The sequence below is a fragment of the Lysinibacillus sp. CD3-6 genome (genome assembly GCF_006351725.2).
Taxonomy (GTDB): domain Bacteria; phylum Bacillota; class Bacilli; order Bacillales_A; family Planococcaceae; genus Lysinibacillus.
On sequence record NZ_CP085880.1, the window covers coordinates 439082 to 462759 of the forward strand.

Consider the following 23678-nt stretch of genomic DNA (forward strand, 5'->3'; position numbering starts at 1 on the left):
AACTATGCTAAAAGGGATTCCTCCAATTATTTCACCAGACTTAATGAAAGTATTGATGGAGATGGGGCATGGAGATGAAATTGTGTTGGCGGACGGGAATTTTCCCGCTGCCAGCCATGCCCAACAGTTAATCCGATGTGATGGACATACGATTCCAGAATTATTAGAAGCAATATTAGCGTTCTTTCCTATTGATACGTATGTGGAACATCCGATTCAATTAATGGCAGTTGTTCCTGGAGATACGGTGGAACCAACGATTTGGAAAGAGTATGAACAAATCGTTCAACGTCAATCTGAATTTCCAATTCCATTCGAATTTATGGAGCGCTTTGAATTTTACGAGCGCACAAAAAAGGCATTTGCTGTAGTCGCAACAAGTGAAAAAGCGCAGTACGCTAACATCATTTTAACAAAAGGTGTCATCAAATAATTGGTATTTTCGAGAGGATGAACATTAACTGAATGTTCACCGTAAACTCGATATGAATACAAGCGTATCGGGAATTTGGTCATTCTAATGTAACGGGGGAAAGCGAATTATGAATTCTAAAGTTTTAGTAGAAGAAACAAGAGCGAACTTATTGGAAAATGTTCATTCTGGCGTTGTTTGTGGTGTAAATGACAGTAAAGAGGCAATATATCAAGTTGGTAATATTCAACATAATACATATTTCCGTTCTGCTGCAAAACCAATTCAAGCACTACCCGCATTTTTATCTAAAATTGATTTGAAGTATGGCTTAACTGATAGGGAAGCGGCATTATTTACTGCTTCGCATCGTGGAGAAACGTATCATATAGAAGCGCTGGAAACGATGAAAGAAAAATTAGCTATTGATGAAAATGAATTATTTTGTCCATATTCGTACCCTTTAAATGCGGAACCGAAAGAGGCAATGTTAAGACAAAATCTTGAGAAAAGACGACTTTTTCATAATTGCTCAGGAAAACATATGGGCTTTATTGCAACGTGTCGTGAAATGGGTTTCCCAACGGAGGGTTATTGGAATATAGACCATCCCCTACAACAGCTTATTTTGAAAACGCTATCTTATTTATCTGAAACACCGCTATCTGAAATTCATGTCGGAGTAGACGGTTGTGGTGTACCTGTGTTCGCAATACCGCTGCACAATATGGCTATTACAAGTTTGAAATTAGCTTGTCCAGATTTAATTGAAGATTTGGAACTTAGAGAAGCGGTAGAGCGAATGACAACAATGATGAACAATGAATTCAACATGGTAGCGTCTGAAAACTTTATTTGCTCAGTGTTATTGCAAGATCGAAATATTGTAGCAAAGGGCGGAGCAAAAGGTGTTTATTGCTTTGGCTTGAAGAAAGAACGTTTAGGTTTCGCATTGAAAGTTTTAGATGGCTCAGAAGACGTTTGGCCAAATGTAATTGCTGCGATTTTAGAGCAAATAGACTATGGAAATAAAGAAACAATTGCTAATATTCGCTCGCTAAGACCTAGCATCATTAAAAGCGATGGAGGTATTGAAGTAGGATCAATCCGTGAGGTATTTGCATTAACACCAAATACAAAATAAAAATTTGTTACAAAGGGGATGAAATTTATGAAGAAAAAGATGTTAGTCGTATTGATGGTTTTATTAGCTACTATACTTACAGCGTGTGGTGGTTCGAGTGATGCTAGTGATAATGCAGATGGTAAGGTAAAAATTAGATTGCTAACAAGAATGGCTGGGACAAGCACTCAGGCACAAATCTACAAAGATATTATAAAGGAATTTGAAGCAAAACATTCCGATGTAGTGGTAGTGGATGAATCGCAAGGTGATGAATCAGCATTTAACAATAAGCTGAAAACAGATCTTGCATCTGGCACTTTACCTAACATCTTTAGAGTACAAGGTGTTGCAAATTTAAACGAATATATTGAAAGTGGCTTACTTATGGATATGGACCCAATTTTAAAGGATGATCCTGAATGGGGACAAAATTTCACAGAAGGTGCATTAAAGTATTATCAAGTGCCAGGTCATGAGGGGACTTATGGAATTCCAATGGAGTCTGGTTTAATTGGTGTTTATTATAATGAAGAACTACTTAAAAAAGCTGGTATTAATGAATTCCCTGAAACGTGGAGTGAACTAACAGCAGCAGTTAAAAAGTTAAAAGGCATCGATGTAACACCTATTGCACTTGGGGCAAAGGCAACATATATGGCGGGACATTTACACAACCAAATTTTTTATAAATGGATGGGAACAGAAGCAGCAAAGAAACTAGGCACTAGAGAATTAAAATGGACTGATTCAGAGGTTGTGAAAACACTAGAGTATGTTGAAGACTTAAATAAGTTAGATGCATTTGGTCAAAGTGCTGCTGGTATAAGCGATGAGATTGCTGTGGCAGATTTCCTTGAAGGGAAGGCAGCGATGATTATTACTGGTCCATGGAATATCGGTAAATTTACAAATTCCAGTGAGACAGAATACGCGGATGCTATTAAACTTGCGAAATTCCCATATTTTGATGAAAAACCAGAGTTTAAAGATGAAGATATGCAAATTATTAGCCCATATATGGTGAATGGCAAACTTGAAGGAAAAGAAAAAGAATATACGATTGAGCTTTTAAAAATGCTTACTTCTGCTGAAGCAGCTAAACGATTTGCAGAGGAAGCGCAGTTCTTAATTCCAAGATCAGATATCGCCATTGATAACTCGAAAGTATCTGAATTGTTTTTACACAATATTGAATTAGGTGCTACGTCAACAGGCATTGCAGTAGATGTCTTCGATTTCGATCCACTACCATCTATGCAAGATAGAACAAGAAACTCTATCGTAAGTATCTTAATTGGTGGTAAGCCTAAAGATGCAGCAAAAGAAATTCAAGATGAAATTGATAAATCTAAATAAATAGTTTTTCAAAGAAGAACAATGAACATTTAGATGAGCTAAAAGGCGGCGACTCTAACGGGAATAGTAAGCACCGTGCGTAGCGAGGAAAGCTACTCGGTGCTTGCCCGTAAAAAGCGTCCGCCTAAAGCTTATACGAGACATTGTATTTGATTAGGATTACAAAAAATTTAAGAAATGGAGGGGAATAGATGAATGTAAAAACAAATAGAGATAAGTCGAAAATTTTTCTATTTACTTTACCTGCCTTAGTAATCTATATTCTATTCCTTATTATACCTATGATAGGCGCCCTTTATTTTTCCGTTGTCAATTGGAATGGCATTAAAGGAGCACCATTAAATTTTGTTGGTTTAGAAAACTATCTCAATGTGTTTAAAGATAAAGACTTTCTTATTTCTTTAAAAAATATGTTTGGCATGGTGTTTTTTAGCGTTTTATTCCATACACCAATCGCTTTATTGCTAGCAGTTGCTATTAATACAAAATTTAGAGGACATCGATTCTTTAAAGTCATCTATTTTGTACCTACTATTTTTCCACTTACAGCTATTGGTTTACTTTGGTACTTTATCTTTATGCCGAATGGCTCCTTAAATAGCTTATTAGAATTTATTGGGCTTGCAGACTTAGCTAAAGGCTGGTTAATTGACTCGTCTACTGCGATGGGTGCAATTATTTTTGTGAACATTTGGGCAGGTGTTGGATACTACATGGTCATCCTATTAGCAGGATTAACAACGATACCAGAAGAAGTATATGAAGCGGCAGAGATGGATGGAGCTTCAGCCGTACAAAAGTTCTTCCATATAACTGTTCCTATGTTAAAGCCAATTATTACTTTATGTATTTTAATGGATATTATTGGGACAGTGAAAGTATTCGATTTAATTTTTGTTATGACTGAGGGAGGACCGAATGGACTAACCAATTTGCCGACTACTTTAATGTATTATGAAGCCTTCAGATACAATAATTATGGCGTTGGTAGCGCATTAGGGGTCATTATTTTTGTCATTGCGCTCGTATTGACTATCGGTAGTGAAGCAATCATGAATAGGAAGGAGAAGAATCAATGAAAAAGAAAATAATATTATATGTTTTTGTCATAGCAATGGCTTTATTGTTTATTGAACCGATGTTATTTACATTAGTTTCTTCTCTTAAAGGAAATAAAGAAATATTTAGTTCACCCTTTAGCTTGCCTGAGGTATTTAGATTTGAGAACTATGTAATTGCTTGGCGTGAAGCGAATATGAGTCGATATTTCTTAAATAGTATACTTATTTCGATGGCAACCGTTATTATCCTAGCGATTGTCTCTTCGATGGCGTCCTTTACATTATCAAGATTTAACTTTAAAGTGAATAAATTTTTAGCATTGTTTTTCCTGCTAGGTATGATGATACCGATGCATACAGTTCTTGTGCCAGTTTCTTATATTATTGGGGCACTAGAATTAAAAAATAACTTAGTCGCATTAGTTCTGCTGTATGTGGCGTTTTCTTTATCGTTTAGTATTTTAGTGTTAACACGCTTTATGAAAGGCATTAACGCCTCTTTGGAAGAAGCAGCACTTATGGATGGTGCGAGTTATTTCCAAATATATTTCAAAGTAATATTGCCGATGTCTGTTCCAGCAATATCGACTGTTTCGATTTTTAATTTTTTAGGTGCATGGAATAACATTCTGTTCCCACTTTTATTTATTAATGATGACCGCTTAAAACCAATTGCATTGGGTCTATTAAACTTTAGTGGTGAAAGAGGATCAGAATACGGGCCATTAATGGCTGCCATCGTCATCACAATATTAGTGCCTTTAGTCGTTTATCTTCTATTCCAAGAGAAAATTGAAAGTGGTCTTGCGGCAGGTTCAGTCAAAGAATAGCAATGAAATGGTGATTATAATAGGGGGTTATGAATTTGAGCGAATTACGTTATAGACAGGTGCATTTAGACTTTCATACGAGTGAAGATATCCCTGGGGTTGGAAAGGACTTCGTTGCAGAGGAGTTTGTGGAGACATTAAAAGAAGCCAATGTAAACTCGATTACTTGTTTTGCTAGATGTCATCATGGCTGGTTGTACTACCCTTCAAAGCATCGTCCAGATTTGATTCATCCACATCTTGAAAATAAAAACCTGTTATTAGAACAAATAGAGGTTTGCCATAAAAATAATATTAAAGTGCCGATTTATACAACTGTTCAATGGGATGGTTATATTAGCAAACATCATCCTGAGTGGTTATCGATTGATGAAAATGGACAATTCATTAATAGCCAGGGGGTTCCTGAGCCACATTTCTACTATACAATTTGCTTAAATAGCGGCTATAGACAATATTTTAAAGACCATTTACAAGATATTATCGATACAGTAAAAAGCGAAAATATTGATGGCTTCTTTTTAGATATTTTATTTAAAGTTGATTGTAATTGTAAAAATTGTTTTGAACAAATGGAGCGAAAAGGATTAGACACAGGAAATAGAGTCGATCGAATCTATTATTCTACGGTGATGCTTGAGGAGTTTAAAGCAGAGATTAGCGATTTTATTAGAACTAGAGTGCCACATGCAGGTATTTTCTATAATAGCTCTCACATTGGTCCAGGCAATAAAAGTAGCTTAAATAATTATACACATTTGGAGCTTGAGTCTTTACCAAGTGGTGGCTGGGGCTATGATCATTTCCCTGCAACGATGCGATATTCTCGTACTTTGGGCAAGGACATCATTGGTATGACGGGCAAGTTCCATACGTATTGGGGTGATTTCCACTCACTGAAAAATAAGGCAGCATTAGAGTTTGAATGTTTCAATATGCTTGCTTTAGGTGCTGGTTGTTCGATTGGAGACCAACTTCATCCAAATGGCAAATTATCGAAGGCGGCTTATGAATTAATCGGCAGTGTGTATGGCAGAGTGAAAGAAGTAGAAAAATACTGTATGAATACTAAGCCAGTTGCAGAAATCGGGGTATTAACGCCTGAAGAATTTTATACACCAGGAGATCATAATTTAGGTATCCATCCAGCATTAATCGGCGCCGTTAGGATGCTACAAGAGTTGTCTTATCAGTTTAATATTATTGACAGTCAAATTGACTTTAATGACTATCAGTTAATTATCTTACCTGATGTGATTGACTACTCTCCTGAATTACAGCAAAAGCTACAGGCTTATGCTAATAATGGCGGAAAAATTATTGGTACGTATGAATCGCTAATTAATAAAAATAGTAACGAAGAAGATTTATATGGAAATGTGTATGTTGGTGAATCAAAGTATGACCGTGATTTCGTTTTACCGAATGATGTAATAGGTAAAAAATTATACAAAGAAGAATATGTCATGTATTTAAAAGGTTTAGAAATTAAGCCTGTACAGTCAGAGGTACTGATGCAGACAGTAAAACCTTACTTTAATAGAGAAGGCACTACATTTTGTTCGCATCAACATGCCCCATCATCGCATACATTTGGACATGCTGCAGTGACAAAACGCCAAAATATCATTTACTTCTCACACCCTATTTTCAAGCTATATCGAAAAAATGGACTCGCTTGGTGTAAATGGATGATGAAAGATGCCATTGACCATCTTCTCGAAAGTAAGCTTATTGCTCATAATGGTCCGTCGACATTGTTGATATCATTAAATGAGGATAAGGCAACAGGGGCAAAGATTTTGCATGCACTTCATTATATTACGGAGAAACGTTCAGAGGATATTTATACGATTGAAGATATTATCCCACTTTATAACACAGAGATTAGAATGTTTGTTGGTGAGACAAAGGTGACATCAGTAAAAAAACTGCCTGAATTAACAGAGGTAAGTTACAGTGCTGAAGGACCGTATATACACTTTACTGTCGATAAAATCGAGGGACATTTAATGCTACATATCGATTAATGTTACTGAAAAACTATAAAAAGGGAAATAGTCTAAGAAAAATAATCTTAGATATTTTCCTTTTTAATATAGTTAAAGGCAGGCTCGAAACTTAATTACGATAAATGAAAGATGTGATGATAGATGGAATTTCATTTTGGGCAACAGAACAAGGATATAGTTGTTGTAAATCCTGTATTACAATCAACTCATCAATCTCTCCAAGTTCCTAAATGGATGATTGAAAAACATAAATGTCACTGGCTCAGACATGAAACAGAGCAGGGAGGACAGGATTACTTAATTGTTGGGTTAGGAAGCGATGAGACCGTTACTTATGAAAGCTTACGAGAAGCTGCAGGAGAAGTAGCAAGAGTGGCTAACGCAAGTGAAAATGATGACATGCAAGTATCTTTTGATTTTTTAAATGCAGTGAATCTCAATCAAGTAGATGCTGTGACTGCTTTTGTAGAAGGTTGGATGCTTGGAGCCTACCAGTTTCAAAAATACCGTCAAGAAAAGAAATTCATAAAACCTTGTAATGTTTATTTTTTATTGGACGAAACAGAAGCGTTACTAGAAGCGATTCACATTGGGAAGTTACGTGCAACCAGTATAAATCTTACGAGAGACCTATGTAATACAGATCCAATAGATCTAAATCCAGACACTTTTGCTGAAACAGTTCGCCAGCATTTTGGAGGAAAAAATCTGTCCGTAAATATTTATAATACAGACGACTTGCAACAGCTTGACTTAAATGGGCTACTTGCAGTTGGCAGAGGCAGTCAATATTCTTCGTATTTAGCAGAAATTAAATACTGTACGAATGTTAATAAGCCACATATCGTGTTGATTGGTAAAGGTATGACTTATGATAGCGGTGGTATTAGCATTAAAACGGGTCTTAACATAAGCGATATGCGTATGGATATGGGCGGGGCAGGTGCTGTATTTGGTGCGATGGATTTAATCGCTTCAAAAAATGTTGATGTAAATGTCACTGCCCTGTTGCCGATTGCTGAAAACTTGCCTAATGAAAAGGCATTTTTACCAGGTGAAGTTATTCGTTTCGCTAATAATTTGCATGTTCAAGTTGGCAATACAGATGCGGAAGGAAGGCTTATTTTAGCTGATGCTCTATTATATTCTGAAAGGTTAAAGCCTGATGTAATCATTGATATTGCTACATTAACGGGCTCCATTGGTGCGGCGCTAGGCTTAAAATATGCAGGTGTATTCGGAGATGAGTCGATTACAGAATTAATGAAGAAGCTGGGAAGTTACAATGGTGATTTTATATGGCCGATGCCACTTATCGATCAATATGAGGAATCATTAGCGAGTGATTATGCAGATATTTGCAATATTAGCTCAGACAATCTTGCAGGTTCTATTACGGCTGCACTGTTTTTAAGAAAATTTGTCCCTAAAGGTGTTAAATGGGGACATATTGATATGGCGGCACCTGTTCAATCACCTAAAACGACAGGGTATCATGTGCGTGGTGCATCAGGTTATGGCGTTCGATTATTGGCAGATTTCATAGAAAGCTATAGTAAACTAGGAAAAGGAAATGACTAAATATGGTTATTGAAGTGATTGCAATTTCTTTAACAGATGCGATAACGGCACAAAAAGCTGGAGCTGACAGAATTGAATTGGTCGCAGGTATAGCCGAGGGAGGGCTCACACCGAGCTATGCGATGATTGAAAGTGTGTGCAGTGAATTAACGATCCCAGTAAATGTAATGATTCGTCCTCACAGCCGTTCATTTTGCTATGATCAAAATGATATGAAAATAATGTTAAAAGATATTCAAATATGTAAACAGCTAGGTGCGAGTGGAATAGTCGTAGGTGCACTTACCGAAGAGCAAAATATTGATGAGCTTATTTTACAACAATTAATTGAAGCAGCAGATGGATTGGATATTACATTCCATCGAGCATTTGACGATGTAAAGGACCAATCCAAGGCATTACAAACGCTAATGTCCTATAAAGAAATATCACGGATTTTAACATCAGGTGGCAAAAGTAAAGTACTTGATGCGGTTAGTGAAATTCAAGCTTTAGAACAACAAGCAAGCCTCGCTCATATGCAAATCATGCCAGGATCGGGTCTATCACCTAAAACCCTTCCATCCTTTTTACAGCATGTCAACGTTTCCGAATTTCATTTTGGATCTGGTGTTCGACATCAATCCAGCTTTGACCATTTTATAGACGAACATAAAATTAAAGAAGTTAAGGATATAATTTTATCCCGTGCATAGTAGACACAGTGGACCATTGGGGGAAATAAAATGCAACAAAAAGAGTACCTAGTTGGAGTAGATATGGGTGGGACAAAAATTGCCATTGGATTATTAAGTGTTGATGGGGAAATGATTAAGGAAATTCGTCTGGATACAAAAGGGCACGAAGGTCCAGAGATTGTTGTCAATAGAGTAGTAGAGGCGATAAATGCTCTTTCAGAAGGCTACGAGATTAGAGGTATAGGCGTCGGCGTGCCTGGGATAGTTGATACAGATCACGGCATTATTCGCTATTGGTCTACTTTTGATTGGAGAAATGTACATTTAGGGCAGATGCTAAATGCACAATTAGATAAGAAAATTACAGTTGTCAATGATGCAAGTGCAGCTACTTGGGGAGAATTCAACTTCGGGGCAGGCCAGCAATCAAAGAATATGCTTTTTATGACGATAAGCACTGGAATCGGTGGCGGCATTATTTTTGAACGAAAGCTATATACTGGCAGTAATAGGTTAGCTGGCGAAATAGGGCATGTCACTGTGAATCCGAACGGACCAACATGTAATTGTGGCAAATTAGGTTGTTTAGAAGTATATGCATCAGGAGTATCGATTCAACGACATGCGGTGGACGCAATCAAAAAGTGTACATCTATGCTGGTTGAAATGGAGAAGCAAGAACAAAGGCCGATTGATACTAAAATGGTGTTTGCTGCATATGAATCAGGAGATTTAGTTGCACAAGAAATTATTGAGCAAGCGGCTACATATGTAGGTATTGTTTTGGCGAATTTTATACAAACATTTAACCCAGACTGCATTGTACTCGGTGGCGGTGTTATGAAAACAACTTCTCGATTTATGGAAAAGATTGAAGAAGTGACCGAAACCTACGTCCTTCCTTCCTATCGAAATACATATGAAATAAGACGTTCGCAATTGTTTGAGAACGCAGCATTAATTGGTGCGGCCCATTTAATTGTTTGAGTGCCTGTCACCTCTAAAAACCCACTTAGCTTTCTGCGCGCAGGAGACTTCGTGGGTTTTTACTTGGGGGAAAGTTCAGAATTGTTTGAGTGCCTGTCACTGTGAATGGAGTTATGACATGGGAAATTTGAGCATATAGTTAATGTGTGTATTTTGCAGATGAAGCTTTAGAAGGAAATACGTTTGTTGTTAAAAGCGGAGGTTTTATATGCTGTTTAATGTAAAAAAATTCTCTTTCATGCTATTAAATTGTTTTATGGAACTAGACACCAATTTTTGAGAATGCTATATTAAAGGAGTCATAGTATTTTTATAATTAGGAAAATTAAGTGAATACACGTCCTAATTACGTCCTAATTATAAGGAACAAAGGGGTAAGTGTTATAAAGAAGGATGATAGGTGCCTATGGTAAAAAAAACGTTAAAACAAAGAATTGTAGACGCTTCTGTAGTGTTGTTTCAGCAAGATGGCTATCATAACGTAACAGTTGATCGCATTGTGGAATATATCGGTGCATCAAAAGGTGGATTTTATCATAACTTTAAATCGAAAGATGAATTGTTATATGAAGTACATGATGTGTTTATTTCCTATGTTATCAAACAATCACAGGAAGCTTATGACAAATACGATACACCTATTGAACGCTTATGTGCAATGCTTCAAACGCTGACACAAGTGTTTGATGTGTATCAAGCCCATATTACTGTATTTTATGAAGAAAGCCGTTCGTTGTCAGAAGAATATAGTGTAATCATTCATAAAAAGCGGGACCAATATCGGGAAATATTACAAAAGGTGATTGAAGAAGGACAGCACACGAAAGATTTTCGTGCTGAATTACCTTGTACGATTGTAACAATGGCCATTGTAGGGATGATTAACTGGACATATATGTGGTTTAAACAAACAGGTCCATTAACAATGGAGGAAATTACAGAAGTATTTACGGATATGATATTACGAGCAATTGTGACAGAGCAAGCTATGGAAGAAGCAACTCAATTTATGGTCAAGGAAAAGCCAGAAGAAATAGCTGGTTTTATTAATCTTTAAAACCGACCGACTAGTCGGTCCAGATTTGTGTAACTGTCGTCTGAAAGAAATCCGCTATGGCAAATTGGAAACTAGGGGGAAATGGGAATGAACTTTGAACTAACGAAAGAGCAAGCGATGATTCGAGACATGGTACGTGATTTTGCAGAGAAAGAGATTAAACCTTACGCTCGTGAAGTCGACGAGACATCAACAATGAGAATAGAAAGCTTTGAAAAAATGGCAGAGCTAGGCTTATTGGGTATCCCGTTTCCTGAGGAATATGGTGGTTCTGGTGGAGATACGGTGTCCTATGCAATTGCTGTCGAGGAAATTGGGCGCGCTTGTGGTGGTACGGGTTTAAGCTATGCAGCAGCGGTAAGCTTAGGTGCCGCTCCAATTTATAATTTTGGAACGGAAGAACAAAAGCGTGAATGGCTTGTACCTTTAGCAAAAGGCGAAACATTAGGTGCTTTCGGTTTAACGGAGCCGAATGCAGGGTCTGATGCGGGTGGAACACGTACAACAGCAGTCGTTGACGGCGATGATTACGTTATTAACGGTGAAAAATGCTGGATTACAAATGCAGGCCATGCAAGACAAATTATTGTCACGGCAGTAACTGGCAAGCGTGAAGATGGCAAAAAAATTATCTCATCAATTATTGTGCCAACAAACACACCTGGTGTCACAATCAATTGTAATTACGACAAAATGGGCGTACGTGGCTCCAATACATGCGAAATTATTTTGCAAAATGTGCGCGTTCCAAAAACGAATCTATTAGGGGACGAAAAACGTGGGTTCAGCCAGTTTTTAAATACGTTAGATGGTGGACGTATTTCCATAGCGGCTTTATCAGTCGGCATTGCACAGTCTGCTTATGAAAAAGCATTAAAGTATGCGAACGAACGCGAGCAATTTGGAGCACCAATCTCCAAGTTACAAGCAATACAGTTTAAATTAGCCGATATGGCAATGGAAATAGAGCTTGCTCGTACACTTGTACATAAAGCAGCATGGCTTAAAGATCAGAAAAAACCATTTGCTAAGGAAGCAGCGATGGCGAAGTTATTCGCATCAGAGATGGGCTTCCGAACTTGCAATCAAGCCATTCAAATTCATGGTGGTTCAGGTTATATGAAGGAATATGATGTAGAACGTCATTTACGTGATATTAAATTAATGGAAATCGGTGAAGGTACATCTGAAATTCAACGTCTCGTTATTTCTCGTCTAATTGGCTGTTAAAAACATTAAATAGCATATTTAAGGGGGATTTTCATGGCAGAACTTGTGTATCAAACAATTGGTCAATTGCTCGATGAACAGTCTAAAAAATATCCTAAAAATGAAGCGCTAGTGTATGCAGATAGAGACTTACGTATGACTTATGAGGAGTTAAATCATCAAAGTCGTTTAGTTGCGAGAGGATTAATGGCCCTTGGTATTGAAAAGGGAGATCATATCGCAGTGTGGACGACAAATGTTCCTGAATGGGTACAGTTACAGTTTGGCACAGGAAAGATGGGGGCGCCAATCGTTACGGTAAACACAAATTATCGTGCACATGAACTGGAATATTTACTAAGACAATCCGATGCTAAAACGATAATTTTAATCGAAAATTATCGGGACCATTCTTTTATGAATACACTCCAGGAAATTTGCCCAGAGTTAGAAAATTGCGAACCTGGTAAATTGCAATCAGAGCGTCTACCTTTATTGAAAAATGTTATTTTAATTGGCGAAACAAAATATCCAGGAGTACTTAACTGGTCAGATGTACTGGCAGCTGCGGAGCAAGTAACAGAGCAACAATTAGATCAAATACAGGCTTCACTCCATTATGATGATGTCATTAATATTCAATATACATCAGGAACAACAGGGTTTCCAAAAGGGGTTATGTTAACGCATTATAACTTAGTCAATAATGCGGTGAACATTGCCGAATGTATGCGCTTAACGTCAGAGGATCGCTTATGTATTCCAGTGCCATTCTTCCATTGCTTTGGCTGTGTAATTGGTACGTTAGCCATTACTACAAGTGGTGGAACAATGGTGCCAGTGCAAGAATTTTCTCCAGCGGAAGTATTACGAACAGTTGAAAAAGAAAAGTGCACTGCATTACACGGAGTACCGACAATGTTTATTAGTGAATTGAATTTGCAGAATTTTTCGTCATACAACTTATCGACATTGCGTACGGGCGTAATGGCAGGTTCCAATTGCCCAATTGAAGTGATGAAAGCAGTCATCGAGAAAATGGGGATGACTGATGTCACTATTTGTTATGGTCAAACGGAATCTTCTCCTGTTATTACTCAAACGAGAGCAGATGACCCATTCCATTTAAAAGTAGAGACTGTAGGTAGGGCATTACCAAATCTAGAAGTTAAAATTGTCGTTCCTGGTACAGATGTAGAAGCGGCAACAAATGAGCAAGGCGAGCTATGTACAAGAGGCTACCACGTGATGAAAGGTTACTATAACAACCAAGAGGAAACACAACTTGCAATTGATCACGATGGCTGGCTTCATACGGGTGATTTAGCAACGATGGATGAAGAAGGTTATATCAGGGTTACAGGCCGTTTAAAGGACATGATTATTCGTGGTGGTGAAAATTTATATCCACGTGAAATCGAGGAGTTTTTATATACATTTCCAAAAATCGCTGATGTACAAGTAGCGGGCGTTCCTGATCCTAAGTACGGTGAAGAAGCCGCTGCATGGATTATATTGCGAGAAGGGGAACAGGCGACAGAAGAGGAAATCCGAGCTTTTTGCCGAGATAAAATTTCTAAACATAAAATTCCGCGACATATTTTCTTTATCGATAGCTACCCAATGACTGCCTCAGGAAAAGTGCAGAAGTTTAAACTACGTGAAGATTTTGTGGCAGCAGTGAAGGTCAATTAGGGAGGGGGCAAGACAATGTTCAAGAAAGTATTAATTGCAAATCGTGGTGAAATTGCTAGACGTATTATACGCACTTGTAAGCGACTCAATATTCAAACGGTGGCGGTATATTCTGAGGCGGATGCTGAAAGCTTACATGTGAAAGATGCAGACGAGGCATACTGCGTTGGTAAGCCGCCTGTTGTTCAAAGCTATTTAAATATTGATCGCATTCTTGAAATTGCAAAAGAAAGCGGGGCTGACGCTGTTCATCCAGGATATGGCTTACTTTCGGAAAACGCTGATTTTGCAAAACGTTGTACAGAGGCTGGTCTAGTATTTATTGGACCTAGCGCTTCAGTGATTGCGTCCATGGGCAGTAAATTGGAAGCCCGAAAGACGATGAAATCTGCAGGTGTCCCGATTGTAGAAGGAGTTGAAACGCCTGTCAAAGACGTTTCAGAAGCAGTTGAAATCGCTTCCCGTTTAGGTTATCCGATTATGCTGAAAGCGTCTGCTGGGGGTGGTGGTATCGGCATGCAGTTAGTGTCTGATGCTGAGGAGTTGGAGAAAGCCTTCGAGGGTAATCAGAAACGTGCACAATCATTTTTTGGTGATGGCACGATGTACATGGAACGTTTCATAGCTAATCCACATCATGTTGAAGTACAGATTATCGCTGATTATGAAGGAAATGTCGTGCCATTATTTGAACGAGAATGTTCAATTCAACGCCGCAATCAAAAAGTGGTTGAAGAAGCACCATCTCCATTTATCTCTGAGGAAACGCGAGCAAAAATGCTAGAAGCATCTGTGCAAGCAGTGAAGCATATCGGTTATGTAAACGCAGGAACAATTGAATATTTAGTAGATGCAGAGCAAAATTTTTATTTCTTAGAGATGAATACACGTCTGCAAGTAGAGCATCCAGTAACAGAAGAAATAACGAAGCTGGATCTTGTGGAAGAACAGTTGAAAGTAGCGGCGCGACAACCGTTAAGCTTTACACGCGATAGCATTGACAAACAAGGGCATGCGATTGAAGTACGCATTTATGCGGAAAACCCGACAACATTTTTCCCGTCTCCAGGCAAAATTACAGAGCTAGTATTACCGCTAGGAGAAGGTATCCGACATGAATGTGGTGTAGAAGCAGGCTCAACTGTGACACCTTTCTATGATCCAATGATTAGTAAATTAGTAGTATGGGGTGAAACGCGAGCAATTGCCTGTGAGCGTCTAATACAAGCACTACAAGATTACAAAATTGAAGGAATACAAACAAATATACCGATGCTTTTGAAAACTGTAACCCACGAGCAATTTTTAAAAGGGCATACAACAACGAAATTTGTGGAGGAGTTTTATTTACCACAATTAACAGAAACAAAATAAGGATAAGTTCATGATTTAGACATTCGTAGCAACGAGTTTATAAGAAATAGCTCGTGTTGACGGTCAGATGTTTTCATACTGAGGAGCTTATGCAAAGCATGTGCTAGTAGGCATGCGTTACTAAATGAATATATGTGTATTGATTTGAGTGATAGCTGTCACTTGAAGCAAGTACACCAACTATTTGGAGGGATTTATATGGCAACAGTAAAAGCGAGCATGGCAGGAACAGTATGGAAAATCGTAGTGGCAGAAGGCGATAAAGTAACAGCAGGGCAAGACGTAGCAATTTTAGAGTCAATGAAAATGGAGATACCGATAGCTGCCGAAGAGGATGGCGTTGTAACAAAAATTATTGCGAACGAAGGCGATTTCATTAACGTTGATGATGATATTTTAGAAATTGAATAGGGAGGCATTTCTATGCAATTACCAAAGCATGTTACGTTAAAGGAAGTAGGGCCTCGGGACGGTTTGCAAAACGAAAAGGTACACATCGCGACTGCAGATAAAGTACAGCTAGTAAATTTACTTAGTCGGACGGGATTAAATTATATAGAAGTAACGTCTTTCGTCCATCCGAAGTGGATTCCTCAATTAGCAGATGCAGTAGAAGTGTTGCAAGCTATTAAGCGAGAAAAGGACATAACGTATGCGGCACTCGTGCCAAACATGCGAGGACTAGAACGGGCATTGCTAGCAGGCATCGATGAAGCAAGCATTTTTATGTCTGCTAGTGAAAGTCATAATCAAAAAAATATCAATAAAACGATTCACGAAACATTTCCGATCATGAAGGAAGTAGTTGAAGGGGCAAAGGCAGCAAATAAGCATGTACGTGGTTATATCTCAACAGTAATTGGTTGCCCTTATGAGGGTTACATACACCCAGAAAAGGTTTTACAAGTAACAGATAAATTATTGGAAATGGGCGTTGATGAAATATCGCTTGGCGATACAATCGGCGTTGGCGTACCGACGCAGGTTGAGCATCTTTTAGAAGAGTTGCTAAAGAGGTATCCAGCTGAAAAATTTGCGCTGCACTTCCATGATACGCGTGGTACAGCGCTAGCTAATATTATGAAATCATTAGAAATGGGTATTACAAAATTTGATAGTGCACTCGGTGGTCTGGGCGGTTGCCCTTATGCGAAAGGTGCAACAGGTAATGTAGCCACAGAAGATTTGTTGTATCTATTAGAAGGAATGGGTATCGAAACAGGTGTTAATAAGCAAAGGCTGTTAGAAGCGGTACTATTTATAGAACAAAAGCTAGGGAAGGACGTTGCATCTAAACAAATGGCTATTGTTCGTAATGAAGGGAGTGCCAATGTCACGTGACACAACAACTCGTTCAATTTGATTTATTACCAGGTAATATAGGGCTCATTACACTTTCTAGAGCGGAAGCTGCAAATGCCATGTCAGTACAATTATTAAACGACCTTAGTGCTACGCTAGATAAAATAAATGCTGATCCAGCAGTACGTGTTGTTTTACTATCAGGCGCAGGGGAAAAGGCATTTTGTGCTGGGGCAGATTTAAAAGAGCGTAAAGGAATGTCTGATCATCAAGTAAAACAAGTTGTGCAATTAATCGGAGCAACCATTGCCAAAGTAGAGTCATTAGCTCAGCCTGTCATTGCAGTGTTAAATGGCGTCGCATTTGGGGGCGGACTAGAACTCGCTTTAGCTTGCGATTTACGCATAGCGGCGACACATATCAAGGTTGGTCTTACGGAAACTTCTCTTGGCATTATTCCAGGAGCAGGTGGAACACAACGCTTACCGCGATTAATTGGAATTGGAAAAGCGAAGGAACTAATTTATACAGCACGTCGAATCGATGCCGAGCAAGCGAAACACCTCGGTATTGTGGAATATGTATATGAGGGGCATGAAGTGCAAGAAAAAGCGCAACAGCTTGCACTTGAAATGGCAAAAAATGCGCCATTGTCATTAATTCAAGCGAAAAATGCTATTAATAATGGTGTGGAAGTAGATTTAGCTACAGGCTTGAAAATCGAGTCACTTGCATATAGCGCACTTATTCCAACTGAAGATCGCTTGGAGGGCTTACAAGCTTTCCAGGAAAAAAGAGCACCGCAATACTCAGGAAAGTAATGGACTGCAAAGGGGGAATTGGACATGAGCAATATATCTACAGAAAACACATCAAATGCGATGAAGGAACAAATTTTAGCAGGGGGACTGCCAAAATATCACGATAAAAATGCACAACAAGGCAAGCTATTTGTTCGAGAGCGACTAGAATTATTACTAGATGATGGACTTCAGTCGGAAGATGGGCTTTACGCGAACTGTTTAGCAGGTGATTTACCAGCAGATGGTGTTATTACAGGTATCGGTAAAATCCACGGTCGTACAGTATGTGTGTTAGCTAATGATTCGACAATTAAAGCAGGGTCTTGGGGAAAACGTACAGTAGAAAAAATGATTCGTATTCAAGAAACGGCGGAGAAGCTAAATTGTCCATTATTTTATTTAGTGGATTCAGCAGGTGCGCGTATTACAGATCAGTTAGAGATGTTCCCTGGTCGTCGTGGGGCAGGACGAATTTTCTACAATCAAGTAAAACTTTCAGGTAAAGTACCGCAAATTTGCTTGCTGTTTGGTCCTTCTGCAGCTGGAGGCGCTTATATTCCTGCATTTTCTGATATTGTGGTGATGGTAGAAGGCAACGCATCTATGTATTTAGGGTCACCACGTATGGCAGAAATGGTCATCGGTGAAAAAGTAGATTTAGAAACAATGGGTGGCGCTAAAATGCATTGTTCCGTTTCTGGTTGTGGGGACGTCCTAGTAAAAACAGAACAAGAAGCGATTGCTTATGCTCGTAAATACTTAAGCTATTTCCCGAATAACTATGCGGAACGTAGTAAAGTGGAGGCTCCAAAGCCGCCAGCAACATTTGAAAAATCAATTGAAGAATTAATTCCTAAAAATCAAAACTCGCCATTTGATATGTATCAGTTAATTGATCGGTTGATTGATGAAGATTCTTTCTGTGAAGTGAAAAAATTATTTGCCGCAGAATTAATAACAGGTCTTGGCCGTATTAATGGACAATCAGTTGGTATTATCGCCAACCAACCTCGTGTGAAGGGGGGCGTATTGTTCCACGATTCGGCTGACAAAGCAGCAAAATTTATTTCATTATGTGATGCCTTTAATATTCCATTAATATTCCTTGTAGACGTACCAGGATTTATGATTGGCACACAGGTTGAAAAGGCAGGCATTATTCGTCACGGCGCAAAAATGATTTTTGCAATGAGCGAGGCAACTGTACCGAAGCTAACTGTAATTGTCCGTAAGGCGTATGGTGCAGGGCTTTATGCAATGGCAGGTCCAGCTTTCGAGCCTGATTGCTGTATTGCGTTGTCGAACGCACAAATAGCCGTAATGGGGCCAGAGGCAGCGGTAAATGCAGTATATGCCAATAAAATTGCTGAACTACCAAAAGAAGAACAAGCAAGCTTTATTGCTGAGAAGAGAAAAGAATATCAAGAGGAAATTGACATTTATCGCTTAGCATCTGAGCTAATTATTGATGATGTCATTGAGCCAAATGATTTACGAAAAGCATTAGAAACACGTTTGGACTTGTATATGTCTAAATACTTGTTATTTTCTCAACGGAAGCATGGTGTGAATCCAGTATAAGAAGAAACACTTTCATCAAAAAATGCACCCAGTTTATGCTGGAGTGCATTTTTTGATATATTTCACCCCTTGCATGTGTACGGTCAGACATATTAAAATATGGGATGGATAAGAGGAAGTGGGTGAATGAGCATGGCAAAAAATAATATATCCAGTATCCAAGGTGATGCCAAGCTACCATTACCATTTCGAGCGTGGATTGATACGTATTACATACAACTTAAAGTAATAGGTTGGGTGTTTTTTAGCTTTTACACATGTATTGCCTTTTACAAGCTAGTAATTAATCGTTTAGTCGAAGTTTGTATTATGTTGTTCAGAGGCAATTATTCTTTAAGCGAGATGGGTTTGTTTGATTATAGTAGCTGGCGGGTAACGACAAATTTTATACCGTTTGAAACGATTTTACGTTATATCAACTACTCACAATATTTTAATTTAGACTTGATTGTCGTAAACTTATTAGGCAATTTATTAATTTTTACACCGATGGGTTTTTTGTTACCGCTACTGTCAAAGAGGTTTCGAAAGGCGTGGGTAATTATTTGTATAGGCTTTTTCTCTAGCCTTGCTGTTGAAACCGTACAATTTATTTTTACGGTTGGTTCTGCAGATGTTGATGATTTAATTTTAAATACGCTAGGTGCCTGGTTTGGATACTTAGCTTATAAATGTGTGCTTATTATGCCCAAAAAACGAGCGTAAAGTTCGTTTGTAGAAGAAACAGTCCATTTAAAATGGGCTGTTTTTTATTATCGATTAGCACTATTTTACAGGTATTTAATGTGATAAATTTTAATGAAAATAAATGAAAAAGTAATAAAGAGAAGTAATAACAATAAAATCACTTTAATTAATAGGGTATTTTTACCTATTAAAAAATTTTTATATTGTTTCTTTAGGAGGTTCGTAGTGATTTTTGCTTGAATTTAAGAGAGAAAATTCCGATAATAATAGTACAGAAACAGTTCAGTTTGAATAAAAATAGGGAATAGAAAGTTGTTCATATTTACTACTAAACTTGCATATTAAAAAGAAAGTCGAGGTGAGGATATGAAACTATCAAACATGATGGAGCAAGAGAGACAATCTGCTTATTATAATCGTAAGAAAATCCTTCAGCGCAAAGAGGCTGGTGATGCTTATCGAAAAAATGCACAGTATTTCCAACCAGAAAAAAATCCGATATTGCTAGAGCTTGAAAATCTATTATTAGGACGCCAAGATCAAGATTTATATGAGCAACATAAAGAGGAATCTAAAGACGTAACGCCACAGCAACAGGCGATGATGCAAGACTTACAACAAACAGAAAAAAGTGTAAGGGCTCATGAACATGCATTTAAAACAACTGGCAGTGATATAGGGGAATCGCCCTCTTTATCACGGTTAAAAGAAACAGATACGGACCAATTTACGGCATTAGAAGATTTAGGTGGAGCGGAAATTAATACGGATGCTGAAAGTGCGGACACATTGCAAATTTTACAGCAGGTTCGAAGTGCGGCACTAACACCTACAGTTCCATCTCCGCAAGATTTACGTATAGCAGCTAGTGCAGATGCTCAAATGCAACAAATTCAGGCAGATATCAATGCTACAGAGCTAGATGAAACATTACTGAAGGAGCTTGAACCATCTTTTGTGACGGAAACAATTGATGTAAAGGTGCCAGAACGATTTTCAAAGGAATTGAATTTAGATCCATTAGCAGATACAATTTTCGGTAAGACGTATGATGAGACGTTGAAAGCACGGACATTTAAAATGGCGTCAGCAAAATATGTTGCGCATATTCAAATGGCAAAAAGCGGCTATCTATATGGAGACAACTCAACGTTTTCAATGACAGCCTAAAGGATAGATAGGGGATTTTAATTGTGGCAAAGGCGAAGTATACGAAAACCAATGCAATTAGATTGTTAGAGCAACAAAAAATACAGTTTGACGTTTTAGAGTACGAGACAGGTGACGGTCTAGTAGATGGAGTGTCAGTAGCTGAAAAAATCGGACACCCTGTCACAAGTGTATTTAAAACATTAGTGGCAAAGGCGAGCGCTCAAAAGCTTTTTGTTTTTGTTATTCCAGTTGCGGAGGAACTTGATTTGAAAGCTGCTGCTAAAGTCGTTGGCGAGAAAAAGATTGAGATGCTAGCGGTTAAGGAGCTACTTGGTTATACAGGCTATGTCCGTGGTGGTTGCTCACCAGTCGGCATGAAAAAGCTATATCCGACGGTTATTGATGCATCTGCACGTGAGCAAGGAAGTATTATTGTTAGTGCAGGGAAAATTGGTATGCAAATGAATGTTCAAGTTGATGATTTACTTACAGTGACTAAGGCGCAACTTGCTCCCATCACAACTATCCAAGAATAATCCTTGGATAGTTTTTTATTTTGGGAAAAATATAGTCGGATTATTTAAAATAATTAACGGAATATGAGATTTTGTAGTAGAAATGATGATAAAGTTAGAGCAATATCATACATAGAGAGAAGGATAGAGAAATGCGAAAAGTCACAGGATGGCGCTGGGCGTTTTTTGTGGTAGGAATGGTGATAATGTCATTAGGAATTACGATGTCGATCAAAGGGAAAATTGTAGGAACAAGCCCATGGGATGTGTTACATGTAGGGCTATTTCAAAATTTCGGCTTAACAATAGGAACTTGGTCTATTGTAACAGGACTTTTGATCGTCGTCTCTACCTCGATTGTATTACGGCAATGGCCCAAAATAGGGACATGGTTAAATATGCTACTTATCGGTTCATTTATTGATGTGTTTAATTGGCTGTTGCCTTCAACTGATATTTATGGCTTACAAATAACTTATTTTGTACTTGGTTTATTTGTTTTAAGCTTTGGCTGTGGCATGTATATTGCGCCAAATATGGGGGCGGGTCCGCGCGATACTTTAATGATGATTCTCGTTGAACGATTTGGAGGGACGATTAAAACCGCGCGTATGGGCATCGAAGTTCTCGTCACTATTTTTGGATGGTTGCTCGGGGGCCCTGTTGGTGTTGGTACTGTCGTTATTGCATTAACATCAGGCTATATTGTGCAAATTTCCTTACCGTATTGTCGTAAAGTTTTAATGAAATGTATCGGAAGCATGGAGGGCTTCAAACCATTTTAGTTTGGGTGACAGGCACCAAAACAATTCTGAAAACTTCAGTCCCAGTAAAAATCCACGAAGACTCCTGCGGGAACGCACGTAATGTAAGACGCAACAAACCGCGCGACAGCGAGGGTTGCGGCTTACATCGTGCCCGCGGAAAGCGAAGTGGATTTTTACGTTGTTAGGAACCTGTATTATGTCAGATATCTATGCCAAGTGCCAGGTACGCACACAATTAGTGTCAGGCACTCAAACAATTTACTCCTCTTTCATCTTTTTGCCTAATAGTTCATATAATGTCTTGGCATAAAAAAAGGGGGAGCGACATTGAACGGAAATGTTACCTATTACTTTGGACACGCACTTACTGGGCAAGGAATCAAACATTTATATAAAGAAATGATGGATGAAGCGGAATTAGTTTACGTTCTGCAAGGCCCATCAACATATAAAGGATCAGAGCTTTTGAAGGAGCTAGGCTATTATTATGTAAAACAGGGCTTTGCAGTAGAGTGGTTTCAACACGCATTGTTAGAGAACGTAATAGAGGGAGTCTTTGTTCGAGGCTGTAATCGACTCTATGTGTGGTCTTCGCAATGGGGGATTGAACCAACTTTATTTGGTACGAAGCATCGTGTGCTGTCCTTTTATGATTGCTTAGAAGAAGACCGACTTGAAGAGATTGGCGAAAAGCTAGCTGTTGCGATAAAAGAGCGGGAGTTATGGCGTGAAAAGTGTATAACAATGCTTGAAATCGCCAAAAAAATACATGATGACTGGGAAATTGTTACGCAAAGTTGCATGAACTGGCAAGCTTTAGATGAACAAGTTACAAACTTAAAGTCGAATATTTTTCAATCCATCGTTTTAAATAAAACTGGAAGACGCACGCATCGACTATTAGGAACACTTACACCTCGAGGTGCAGAAAATACAGTAGATAGCATGACAAAAAATCTAGCGAGAAGATTGATGATAAAGGGCAAGCCAGGTACGGGGAAATCCTCATTAATGAAAGGATTGGCAGACGAGGCAAATGCAAGAGGGCTAGATGCGCAAATTGTATGGTGTGGCTTAGATGCTGGTTCAGTGGATATGGTCATCGTACCAGAATTAAACCTTTGTATATTTGATAGTACAGAGCCACATGTATTTGATCCACAAGATGGAAGATTAGGCGATGAAATTTTTGATATGGGGAAACATTGTGTTTTGTCAGAGGAAGCCGAAGCTCAAATTGAAGAAATCCGCGTGAACTATAAAAGCGCAATGCAAGATGCGATCGGCTATACAACGCGATATGCGGAAGCAGAGAAAACAATTCGCCAGCTCATGGATCAATGTTTGTCGACAGCGATTTGGCGTGAAAAAACAGCTCCTTTATTTGAAAGATTAGCAAAGTAATTTATTCTAATTGGTTGCTTATGCTACACTATGGGTAGACTAGTCGATCTTTATTCAATAGCTTGCTTGCGAAAGCGAAATGGATGCAAA

Annotated in this window: 22 protein-coding genes; all 22 read left to right on the plus strand. The window is 38.5% G+C overall.

What is annotated here, in order from left to right; genetic code table 11:
- Positions 1-4 precede the first annotated feature (4 nt).
- The 22 genes from fucU to FH508_RS02160 all read left to right on the plus strand — a co-directional run bounded on the left by fucU (position 5) and on the right by FH508_RS02160 (position 23588).
- Complete coding sequence (fucU, locus tag FH508_RS02055) at positions 5-433, plus strand: L-fucose mutarotase (RefSeq protein ID WP_173478709.1); 429 nt, start codon at positions 5-7, stop codon at positions 431-433.
- 109 nt (positions 434-542) lie between these two features.
- The gene (locus tag FH508_RS02060) at positions 543-1556 is read left to right on the plus strand and encodes an asparaginase (protein ID WP_173478708.1); all 1014 of its coding nucleotides are present in this window, start codon (positions 543-545) and stop codon (positions 1554-1556) included.
- 27 nt (positions 1557-1583) lie between these two features.
- Positions 1584-2894 (plus strand): ABC transporter substrate-binding protein, encoded by a 1311-nt coding sequence (locus tag FH508_RS02065; protein ID WP_217270278.1) that lies wholly within the window; start codon positions 1584-1586, stop codon positions 2892-2894.
- A 191-nt stretch (positions 2895-3085) separates the two neighbouring features.
- Positions 3086-3973, plus strand: a complete 888-nt coding sequence (locus tag FH508_RS02070; protein ID WP_139859901.1) for a carbohydrate ABC transporter permease — start codon at positions 3086-3088, stop codon at positions 3971-3973.
- The gene (locus tag FH508_RS02075) at positions 3970-4785 is read left to right on the plus strand and encodes a carbohydrate ABC transporter permease (RefSeq protein WP_139859899.1); all 816 of its coding nucleotides are present in this window, start codon (positions 3970-3972) and stop codon (positions 4783-4785) included. Before FH508_RS02070 ends, FH508_RS02075 begins: the two co-directional genes overlap by 4 nt.
- A gap of 29 nt (positions 4786-4814) precedes the next feature.
- The gene (locus FH508_RS02080) at positions 4815-6815 is read left to right on the plus strand and encodes an alpha-amylase family protein (protein WP_228134353.1); all 2001 of its coding nucleotides are present in this window, start codon (positions 4815-4817) and stop codon (positions 6813-6815) included.
- Between the two features lie 123 nt (positions 6816-6938).
- Positions 6939-8378 (plus strand): leucyl aminopeptidase family protein, encoded by a 1440-nt coding sequence (locus tag FH508_RS02085; protein WP_173478705.1) that lies wholly within the window; start codon positions 6939-6941, stop codon positions 8376-8378.
- Positions 8379-8380: 2 nt separating this feature from the next.
- Entirely contained in the window at positions 8381-9073 is a 693-nt protein-coding gene (locus FH508_RS02090; protein ID WP_139859795.1) for a copper homeostasis protein CutC, read from the plus strand.
- Positions 9074-9103: 30 nt separating this feature from the next.
- Entirely contained in the window at positions 9104-10042 is a 939-nt protein-coding gene (locus tag FH508_RS02095; protein ID WP_139859793.1) for an ROK family protein, read from the plus strand.
- 406 nt (positions 10043-10448) lie between these two features.
- A complete protein-coding gene (locus FH508_RS02100; protein ID WP_139859797.1) occupies positions 10449-11099 on the plus strand; it encodes a TetR/AcrR family transcriptional regulator in 651 nt (216 codons plus the stop codon).
- Between the two features lie 87 nt (positions 11100-11186).
- Positions 11187-12329: an acyl-CoA dehydrogenase gene (locus tag FH508_RS02105; protein WP_139859791.1), complete on the plus strand. Its 1143-nt coding sequence runs from the start codon at positions 11187-11189 to the stop codon at positions 12327-12329.
- Between the two features lie 33 nt (positions 12330-12362).
- Complete coding sequence (locus FH508_RS02110; protein WP_173478704.1) at positions 12363-14003, plus strand: AMP-binding protein; 1641 nt, start codon at positions 12363-12365, stop codon at positions 14001-14003.
- A 15-nt stretch (positions 14004-14018) separates the two neighbouring features.
- The gene (locus tag FH508_RS02115; protein WP_173478703.1) at positions 14019-15377 is read left to right on the plus strand and encodes an acetyl-CoA carboxylase biotin carboxylase subunit; all 1359 of its coding nucleotides are present in this window, start codon (positions 14019-14021) and stop codon (positions 15375-15377) included.
- A gap of 198 nt (positions 15378-15575) precedes the next feature.
- On the plus strand, positions 15576-15788 hold the full coding sequence (locus FH508_RS02120) for an acetyl-CoA carboxylase biotin carboxyl carrier protein subunit (RefSeq protein WP_139860471.1): 213 nt from the start codon (positions 15576-15578) through the stop codon (positions 15786-15788).
- Between the two features lie 12 nt (positions 15789-15800).
- Positions 15801-16718, plus strand: coding sequence for a hydroxymethylglutaryl-CoA lyase (locus FH508_RS02125; protein WP_139860473.1), 918 nt, complete (start codon positions 15801-15803; stop codon positions 16716-16718).
- Positions 16715-17500 carry an enoyl-CoA hydratase gene (locus FH508_RS02130; protein ID WP_173478702.1) on the plus strand — a complete coding sequence of 262 codons (786 nt, stop codon included), beginning with the start codon at positions 16715-16717 and terminating at the stop codon, positions 17498-17500. Before FH508_RS02125 ends, FH508_RS02130 begins: the two co-directional genes overlap by 4 nt.
- A gap of 24 nt (positions 17501-17524) precedes the next feature.
- Complete coding sequence (locus FH508_RS02135; RefSeq protein ID WP_173478701.1) at positions 17525-19063, plus strand: acyl-CoA carboxylase subunit beta; 1539 nt, start codon at positions 17525-17527, stop codon at positions 19061-19063.
- Positions 19064-19189: 126 nt separating this feature from the next.
- On the plus strand, positions 19190-19768 hold the full coding sequence (locus tag FH508_RS02140; RefSeq protein ID WP_228134354.1) for a VanZ family protein: 579 nt from the start codon (positions 19190-19192) through the stop codon (positions 19766-19768).
- A gap of 348 nt (positions 19769-20116) precedes the next feature.
- A complete protein-coding gene (locus FH508_RS02145; RefSeq protein ID WP_173478699.1) occupies positions 20117-20920 on the plus strand; it encodes a putative metalloprotease CJM1_0395 family protein in 804 nt (267 codons plus the stop codon).
- Between the two features lie 23 nt (positions 20921-20943).
- Positions 20944-21438 (plus strand): Cys-tRNA(Pro) deacylase, encoded by a 495-nt coding sequence (ybaK, locus tag FH508_RS02150; protein ID WP_173478698.1) that lies wholly within the window; start codon positions 20944-20946, stop codon positions 21436-21438.
- Positions 21439-21569: 131 nt separating this feature from the next.
- Entirely contained in the window at positions 21570-22202 is a 633-nt protein-coding gene (locus FH508_RS02155) for a YczE/YyaS/YitT family protein (RefSeq protein ID WP_173478697.1), read from the plus strand.
- A gap of 309 nt (positions 22203-22511) precedes the next feature.
- A complete protein-coding gene (locus FH508_RS02160) occupies positions 22512-23588 on the plus strand; it encodes a nucleotide kinase (protein WP_173478696.1) in 1077 nt (358 codons plus the stop codon).
- The last annotated feature ends 90 nt before the right edge of the window (positions 23589-23678 follow it).